Origin of the sequence: Dialister sp. UBA1703 (assembly GCA_002320515.1) — a bacterium.
In the GTDB taxonomy this organism is placed as follows: domain Bacteria; phylum Bacillota; class Negativicutes; order Veillonellales; family Dialisteraceae; genus Dialister.
Genome location: DCJJ01000137.1, coordinates 1 through 4,955, shown reverse-complemented (window position 1 = coordinate 4,955; position 4,955 = coordinate 1). Strand labels below are relative to the sequence as shown.

Sequence of the window (4,955 nt, the reverse complement as noted above, 5' to 3'; positions counted from 1 at the left end):
CTCTTCTCTACCGCGGATGTGGAAAAAGGCATTTAGGAAATGGGATTCATCATCTCATGAGGTCTTTTCATCCCTCTGATACTAATATCGTTTGAGGTTCGATTTTTTTACCCCCTAGAAGAAAAAAATTCAGAAAATTTCTTGGACCTATACTCAAGGCTCCGCCCAACTCCTTCCAAAGGAAGGAGCCTGCGTTACGTTCTATGCTATGAGGCCAATAGAGCGTAGAGCATAGCGGTAGGAGATTTCTTGACTCTGTGGAGATCCTGCATAGGACCTCCACAGCCCCCCTATCCCGCTTCGCGGGATAGGGGGGCAGAATAAGGCCTCTCTACGCTTGCCTGCAGTGTCATATGCGACCCCACTGACCAGCACCCATAGCGTCTTTTACATAGCGGGAAATGCCGCCTATCGGCGGTCACACCGGCATGGAGTATCATACTGCCTTGCCCCCCCGAACACCCCCGCGCCACTTTGTGGCCCTCTCCCCCTCAAGGGGGGCGCAAGGACGTTACATCCAGCGGTCAGCGGGAAGCCGACAGCCGGCAGCCCCCAAAAAGAGCAGCCCCATGGGAGGGCTGCTCTTTTTGTATCAGTTGGTCTTATTGCTGTCGGACTCTGATGGTTTGGCCGTGTTCTTGCCGGTAATCCGGTCGAGGAGTTTGTTTCCTGCGTTTTTATTGTCTTTAGCCGCTTTTTCTTCTTTCTTTTTGTCGTCTTCTTTCTTCTTGGCTTCCGTTTCTTTGGCTGCCTGGGCGGCTCTGGCTTTGGCCAGTTCGGCGCGGACGGATTCGGGGACGGAGAAGGACTTGGTCTTGTAGGCGGAGAGGGCCTGTTTCATGAAGTCTCTCCAGATGGCTGCAGGGACGGTGCCGCCGGTGTAGCCGGCGTTTGTATTGGTATCGTCGCCGATCCATACGGCGGTGACCAGTTCGGGGGTGTAGCCTACGAACCATGCGTCGTGTTCGTCGTCGGTGGTGCCTGTCTTGCCGGCTGCGGTGCGGCCGATATAGGCGTTGCCACCGGTGCCGCGGGAGACAACTTCTTCCAGAATGCTGGTGAGGCGGTAGACTGCGTTTTCGTTGACTACCTGTTTGCCTTCCTGTTTACCGGAGTGGTCTTCCAGCACGTTGCCGTTTCTATCCACCACTTTCAGGATGGCGGTGGGTTCGATGAGTTTGCCGTCGTTGGCGAAGATGCTGTAGGCTTTGGCCATGTCGTAGACGGAGACACCGTTGGTAAGGCCGCCGATAGAGGCTGCCAGGTTGTTATCGTTTCTCTTTCCGTCTTTCACCAGGGTGGAAATACCGCAGGCTTCGGCGGTGTCAAGAATTTTCTTCATACCCACTTTGTTGGCCAGGTCGATGGTGGGGATGTTCATGGAGTGAACCAGCGCTTCTTCCAGGGTGACCTGTCCGCCGGAGGTGCCGCCGTAGTTTTTCGGCGTCCATCCGCCGCCATAGGTTTTCTTTTCGTTGCTTACGGTGTCAAAGGGGCTGAATTTGTTTTCAAAGGCTGTGAGATATACGAAAGGTTTGAAGGCGGATCCCGGCTGGCGCACCATCTGGGTGGCGCGGTTGAAATGGTCTTCTCCCCGGCCGCCTACCATGGCTTTGATATGGCCGGTGCCTACTTCGATGGACATGAGGGCGCCCTGGGGCTGGGTGAGTCCCTTGGCATCCTTGCTTCCTGCCGGCAGGTCTGCTTTCAGGGCCTGTTCTGCTTCTTTCTGCATATCCAGGTCCAGGGTGGTGTATACCTGGAGGCCTTCTTTGTAGATGGCGTCGGAGTCGTATTTATCGCTGATGGTCTGGATGACGTAGCTTACGAAATAGGACGCCGTGCTTTCGGTGCCTTTGGAGGCCTGGGGTTTGGCCAGGTGCAGGTCCGCTTTCTTGGCGGCCTGGGCGTCGGCTTCGGAAATGTAGCCGTACTTGGCCATCTGGTCAAGCACAATGCCCTGGCGGTACTTGGCCGCTTCCAGACTGCGGAAGGGGGAGTAGTAGTTCGGGCTGTTGGGAAGACCTGCCAGCATAGCGCACTGGGGCAGGGTGAGGTCTTTTACGTCTTTGCCGAAGTAAACCCGGGAGGCGGTCTGGATGCCGTAGCAGCCCTGGCCGAAGTAAATCTGGTTCATGTACATTTCAAGAATCTGTTTCTTGGTGTACTTGTTTTCAATCTGGAGGGCCAGTACCACTTCCAAGAGTTTTCTCTTCAGTGTCTGTTCCTGGGTGAGGAAGGCGTTCCTTGCCAGCTGCTGGGTAATGGTGGAGCCGCCCTGGCCGGTGGCGTTGCGGGTAACCACGTTGGCCCATACGGCACGGAGGATGCCCCTGGGGTCCACGCCGTGGTGTTCATAGAACCGCACGTCTTCTGCTGCCACGAAGGCATTCTGCAGGTTCTGGGGCACTTCCGTAATGGGCACGGGAATGCGGTTTTCCTCTGCATGGACGGTGGTAATGAGGCGGCCTTTATCATCGTAAATGCGGGATGAGGCGTTAGGCTGGATGTTGGCAGTCACATCAGGGAGATGTTTGGAAACGGACACGAAAAAGCCCGCCGCTGCTCCGGCTCCTGCAATCATGACGATGACCACAAGAAATACAAAAATCCTCTTCACGAAGGACGATTTCTTCGGCGGCCTTTCCCGTCGTATATCGGAATTCTTCATATAATACGCTCCTATATATAAATCACTTCACCGCCCTGCTCTCCGCCGGGGAGACAGAAGCAGGCATATAGTCGCTTATATTATACCACAAGGTGAAAAGAGAAAGGGGAAGAACGTGCCGGGCTTTGGGACACACCTTCGGTGTGAGGGTTGACGGGGCTGCGCCCCGAAGGTTGTGGCCGCCTTCGGCGGTCACGTCCACATCGAGTATCATAATCAGGATTACCACCGTCCACCCCTTCGCCACTTCGTGGCCCTCTTCCCCTAAAGGGGACGCAAGNNNCGTTACGGGATTGGCTGTCTGTGTCATATGTGACACAATATACAATATCCAGTGCCACCTATTTTCTCGTTTCCCCTTGAGGGGAAGTCCCGCTTCGCGGGAAAGGGTGTACGGGGCAGAGCACAGATAGGATGCTCCATCGCTATCCTGACCGCCAATCAGCGGCCTCTGTCATTTTTGTTTCTTACCCTTGGACACACCTTCGGTGTGAGGGTTCATAGGGTTCATAGGAGAAAGGTTGACGGCCCTCCGGGCCGAAGGTTATGGTCGCCTGACGCCACGGGCTGTGCAGAAGGGTTGTGAAAGGAAAGGCTAAGCCCTCATTCTTTTCCCAGAGCCAGTTTCATGAATTCTCCTCTCAGGGCGCTGTCTTCTTTGAAGGCGCCGGAGGAGGCGATGGTTCTTGTCCTTGTGCCCGGTTTCTTAATGCCCCTGGCGGTCATGCAGGAGTGTTCTCCTTCGATGTAGACGATAATGTCCGGGGAGCCGGTGACCATTTTCATAATGTCCCGGATGTCGGTGCCGATGCGTTCCTGAATCTGGAAGCGCTTGGATACGGCGTCGGCAATGCGGGCGATTTTGGAAAGGCCGATGACCCGGCCGTGGGGGATGTATCCTACGGCGGCTTTCATGTTGTACATGAGGGCAATGTGGTGTTCGCAGTGGGAAAAGATGGAAATATCTTTCACTACCACCATGTCGTTTTCCGGGGTGGCAAAGGTTTTTTCAAATTCCCTGGCAATGTCCTCATTGGACACGGCGGTGTAGGCGAACTGTTCCGCCATCATGTCGGCAAACCGCTTCGGTGTTTCCAAAAGTCCTTCTCTATCCGGGTCGTCTCCCACGGCTTCGATAATCAGCCGGGCTGCCTGTTCCAGTTTTTCCAAATCCATATCAAACGCCTCTCCTGTCCGGGTCCCATATGATTTTATGAAGCTGCACCTGGACCCGTACATCCTGCAGCTGATTGTTTCTTACATATTCCACCAGTTCATCCGGCCGGATGCGTCCCCATACGGGGCTTACAAAGAACTGGGGATGATGGTTCTTTGGGAAATGGTGATTCACGATTTCCTTCATTTCATCCAGATCCTCTTCAGAGCTCACCACAAATTTCAGCACGTCCTCTTTCGTAAGGAGCTTGAAATTGTCCGGATTCATATGGGATTTCATGCCGCTTCCGCTGCATTTGAAATCCATGGTGTAGAAAACCCCTCCCGGCCGCTCCCGCCACAGGGGCACGGCGCCGTTGGTTTCTATATTGATGTCATAGCCCTCTTCCCCCAGCCTTTCGCAGAGATGGTGAAGGGGATGAAGCATAGGTTCCCCGCCGGTGATGGTGAGGCGCTTCCAGGGAAATACGCGGATGCGCGATACCACTTCCTCTTCTGTCAGCGCTTCCGCCGTGTCTTCCAGGGTAAGGGAATAGGCAGTGTCGCAGTAGCTGCAGCGAAGGTTGCAGCCTGCCAGGCGGAGGAAAACGGCCATGAATCCTGTCCTTTTTCCTTCGCCGTCAATGCTGTCAAAGATTTCGGTCACATGGAAAAGACCGTCGTCGTAGGTATAGTTATTTCTCATAGGTAGCCACGTTTCCTTCCGTTTCCTGCACGGAAACGCGGATGCAGTGGGGAATATGGTCGCAGATCCACTTGGCCATGTTCTCGGCGGTGGGATTCAGGTCGCCCAGCACATCGTTAATAAGGTGGTGGTCAAACTGATTCACGATTTCCTTAATCTTGCTGAAATCCACCACCATTCCATTCTTGTCCAGGGTATCATTCTGCACGGTCACCGTGATGATCCAGTTGTGGCCGTGAAGGTTGGTGCACTTGCTTTCATAGTCCAGGTGCAGGAAATGGGCACCGGAAATTTCCATTCTTTTAGTTACAGTAAACATGTATTGTTCCTTTCATAATGGGGCCGCTTCGCGGCCCGGGTCCTGCGCCCTTTGGGCGCAAAGGGGCGCGGCTTCGCCGCAGGTTGCGTAGAAGGGTTGTGACG

Annotated in this window: 5 protein-coding genes; all 5 read right to left on the bottom strand. The window is 54.5% G+C overall.

What is annotated here, in order from left to right:
* Window positions 1–592: 592 nt before the first annotated feature.
* The 5 genes from B2Y11_RS06045 to queD all read right to left on the bottom strand — a co-directional run bounded on the left by B2Y11_RS06045 (window position 593) and on the right by queD (window position 4,851).
* On the bottom strand, window positions 593–2,671 hold the full coding sequence (locus tag B2Y11_RS06045; RefSeq protein ID WP_291057331.1) for a transglycosylase domain-containing protein: 2,079 nt from the start codon (window positions 2,669–2,671) through the stop codon (window positions 593–595).
* Between the two features lie 22 nt (window positions 2,672–2,693).
* Window positions 2,694–2,918, bottom strand: coding sequence for a hypothetical protein (locus B2Y11_RS06040; protein WP_291057329.1), 225 nt, complete (start codon window positions 2,916–2,918; stop codon window positions 2,694–2,696).
* Between the two features lie 356 nt (window positions 2,919–3,274).
* On the bottom strand, window positions 3,275–3,847 hold the full coding sequence (folE, locus tag B2Y11_RS06035; protein WP_291057327.1) for a GTP cyclohydrolase I: 573 nt from the start codon (window positions 3,845–3,847) through the stop codon (window positions 3,275–3,277).
* A gap of 1 nt (window position 3,848) precedes the next feature.
* Complete coding sequence (queE, locus tag B2Y11_RS06030; RefSeq protein ID WP_291057325.1) at window positions 3,849–4,532, bottom strand: putative 7-carboxy-7-deazaguanine synthase QueE; 684 nt, start codon at window positions 4,530–4,532, stop codon at window positions 3,849–3,851.
* Window positions 4,522–4,851 (bottom strand): 6-carboxytetrahydropterin synthase QueD, encoded by a 330-nt coding sequence (queD, locus tag B2Y11_RS06025; protein ID WP_291057323.1) that lies wholly within the window; start codon window positions 4,849–4,851, stop codon window positions 4,522–4,524. Before queD ends, queE begins: the two co-directional genes overlap by 11 nt.
* Between the last annotated feature and the right edge of the window lie 104 nt (window positions 4,852–4,955).

Excerpts from the sequence above, each read along its gene's own strand:
- B2Y11_RS06045 (WP_291057331.1), bottom strand. The coding sequence starts at position 2,671 with ATGAAGAATTCCGATATACGACGGGAAAGGCCGCCGAAGAAATCGTCC.
- queE (WP_291057325.1), bottom strand. The coding sequence starts at position 4,532 with ATGAGAAATAACTATACCTACGACGACGGTCTTTTCCATGTGACCGAA.
- folE (WP_291057327.1), bottom strand. The coding sequence starts at position 3,847 with ATGGATTTGGAAAAACTGGAACAGGCAGCCCGGCTGATTATCGAAGCC.
- queD (WP_291057323.1), bottom strand. The coding sequence starts at position 4,851 with ATGTTTACTGTAACTAAAAGAATGGAAATTTCCGGTGCCCATTTCCTG.